At 55.7% G+C, this 2,761-nt stretch carries 2 protein-coding genes, 1 pseudogene and 1 riboswitch; of the genes and pseudogenes, 1 reads left to right on the forward strand and 2 read right to left on the reverse strand.

Features of this window, described 5'->3' with window-relative positions:
- Positions 1-176: 176 nt before the first annotated feature.
- Complete coding sequence (locus CQ13_RS10090) at positions 177-521, reverse strand: serine dehydratase beta chain (RefSeq protein WP_082637400.1); 345 nt, start codon at positions 519-521, stop codon at positions 177-179.
- Between the two features lie 177 nt (positions 522-698).
- Positions 699-787, reverse strand: a riboswitch (glycine riboswitch).
- 639 nt (positions 788-1,426) lie between these two features.
- A pseudogene (locus CQ13_RS40785) lies at positions 1,427-1,646 on the reverse strand (transposase domain-containing protein); the annotation flags it as partial.
- Positions 1,647-2,157: 511 nt separating this feature from the next.
- On the opposite strand from CQ13_RS40785, the gene CQ13_RS45490 reads away from it, so the two are divergent.
- A complete protein-coding gene (locus CQ13_RS45490) occupies positions 2,158-2,715 on the forward strand; it encodes a hypothetical protein (protein WP_082637401.1) in 558 nt (185 codons plus the stop codon).
- The last annotated feature ends 46 nt before the right edge of the window (positions 2,716-2,761 follow it).

Raw genomic sequence — 2,761 nt, forward strand, 5'->3', positions numbered from 1 at the left:
CCACCAAGCGATTCTGGCTGCCTCAAAAGGCCGCCGAATTTTGCGCCGGAAAGTAAACTAGGAACCGCGGCCGTGGCCGATCACCGGAGGATAATCGCAACATCCATGCTGTGGAGACAAGTCGTCACATTTCTACTCTCTCGTTGACGTCAGCCATCGATCGGATGCCTTCGAGATCAGTAGAACGAAAAGCGGATGTGTACTTCGTCGCGAATGCCCGCTCGACCTCTGTGAACAGCAGCCTCCTGCGGCAATGTGTACTCGTGCCGTCTTCCAAAGTTGCCGATCATTCTCGCGTGACAGAGGGAGATGTTTTTCAGTTCGTTGTGTGGCGCTCGTTTTGCGTGTCCCTTGCCAGTCCACGCAAGCGAGCCAAAAAACGTAACTTTAATCCGATCAATATTCTCCTCCTGGATAGCCGGCAGGCCGCGGACGAAAGTAGCGGCTGCTTGCATCGGACCGACGGTGTGAGAAGACGGGCCAATCCCGATTTTGAAGAGATTAAGGACACCTACGGGCAACCTTATGCCGCCGTTTCCGCAGAGGAAACGAGCAAGCAGATCAGATGGCGACTAATACGATCGTGTGGACATGAAGGGCACTCCAGCTCTTCAAGCCATCAATGGGTACCCCATCTGTCGATTTGCCTGAGAACGTTATCCCGTCGGGGGTCGCAAGTGCATCTCTTTTCAGATCTATTTTCTGACGGGGTCCTTTTGCCGGAGAGTTTCCTGGGGCGGTTGCTCCTTCGGCGCCGAATAAGTCGGCCCTTCTCAGCGTCAGATACTCAGCGCACCAACTTCATTGTACCTTCTGGTTTTGCCCGCTAGAAGCAACAAGGAGATCACAGGCGCTGGCAATTAGCTATTCGTTTCTGGTCTGTCAAGGTAATCGGACTTGTATCCTTCTGCGCAGCATCTCCAAGACGTTAAGCTCTCTTCTGACCTCAGTGCGTTGTTATGGCTGCTTCAACAGGAGGTGCAAAAGAGATTGAATTGATTAGCGCCTCGGGCGGGTGTCGATGCAGGAAAACTGCGCAAGGAACGGATGTGCCGAAATTTCCACGGTAGACGTTACTGAACGACTTTGCGTCAGATGTGGATCTTATTTCCCAAGACACTGCCCCCTTACTCCCCGTCAACCTGGTCAACCCGCGTGTTGGAAAAAAGCTGCCTGGTGAAGTTCCTGCGCAGAACATCGATAAATCCAACGTGCAGCTGATTGCACGGCGTGGGCAGATCGGATTTGAAAGCAACAGATAAAGATTGTAGCCTCGAGTCCAAGCACAACGACACGACCAAGACGACTGCCTTAGCCGCTGGGATGCATTCACCCGCCTTTTGACGATGGACCCTGAGCATGTCGAATAGCGCCAACGCGAGCTACAGGGTAAGCGCCAAGCTGATGCCGTTCAGGCTTTGAAGTTCTAGGGCATGAGCGCATCGATCTGAGTGATCGGCCAGCCCTGCGCGATCCGGTCGAGGGTTTGTGTGAGCCAGGCGTGCGGGTCGACGTCGTTCATCTTCGCGGTTTGCAGAAGCGTGGCAATGGTCGCCCAGGTTCGGCCGCCGCCATGCGACCCGGCGAAGAGCGCATTTTTCCTCGTAACTGTTTGCGGCCTTATTGCCCCGCTCGACGATGTTCGAATGTGTGCCTTGACAAGGCGCACTGTTCTCCCTGGTGGAAGTCCAGGCCGGCAAACTCTCGCTCTAGCCGGAAGTACTCGGAGCGGGTCAGGAGGCGACGAATGACCTGAAGCACTCTGAGAAAAGGCCCCTTTTGGGGGTCATCGGTCCGCGCGGGCCGCAACTTGCGAGTGAACACTGAGCAGGCTCCGAAAGCGTCATCGTGGGAGCCGACCCGCCATTCTAACGGGGAAGGCCGGCGTCCTGGGGGAAGCGAGCGAGAAAAGCACCCCAGGATCCCACCGGGGTAGTGGTGGCAGCACGCGCGGGACATGGACAGTGGGCAACAAGGGAAGTCTGCCGTCGATGAAGGATGACGAATCCTGACAACGACGATCCCGTGAGGGCCAGCGTCGGCGGCGGCAGATGGCGGATGGGTCCGTAATACCTATGACACCGGGTAACGCCGGAAGAGGGAAGGGGCCCTGACTTGTCTCAAGCGAGAACGAAGCAGAGAACACGGCGATTGACGATGAGTCTAGCAACACCGGATATACGCGTTCAGAAGCTGCAGAGCTCGCTACAGGCGAAAGCTAAGACCGAACCGACATACCGCTTCTACTCTCTGTGGGACAAAATCTGCCGACCGGATGTCATGGAAGAAGCTTACCAAAAGTGCCGTGAAAACGACGGCGCTCCCGGGGTGGACGGCATAACATTCGAACAGATCGAAGCAGAGGGACAGCAGCAATGGTTGGAAAGTGTCAGACAGGAGCTGAAGGATGGCACTTACCGTCCCAAGCCCCTTCTGAGAGTATGGATACCAAAGAGCAATGGCGGACGCCGACCACTCGGAATCCCTTGCATTCATGACAGAGTCGTTATGATGGCAGCGGTCTTAGTGATCGGTCCCATCTTCGACGCGGACCTGCTGGACAACCAGTATGGATTTCGCCCGAAGCTGGACGCCAAGATGGCCGTGCGCCGCGTGTTCTGGCACATCAAGGACCGGAGACGCAGCGAGGTAGTCGATGCAGATCTACGCGACTACTTGGATGTTGCGTCATACTACACCTTCAGTTTTTTTTGAGAGGGTCGAAGAGGTCCGGAGCAACTGCAGGTACTTGAATTCGTAT

It is taken from the genome of Bradyrhizobium retamae (genome assembly GCF_001440415.1).
GTDB classification, from domain to species: Bacteria; Pseudomonadota; Alphaproteobacteria; order Rhizobiales; family Xanthobacteraceae; genus Bradyrhizobium; species Bradyrhizobium retamae.

Excerpts from the sequence above, each read along its gene's own strand:
- CQ13_RS45490 (WP_082637401.1), top strand. The coding sequence starts at position 2,158 with ATGAGTCTAGCAACACCGGATATACGCGTTCAGAAGCTGCAGAGCTCG.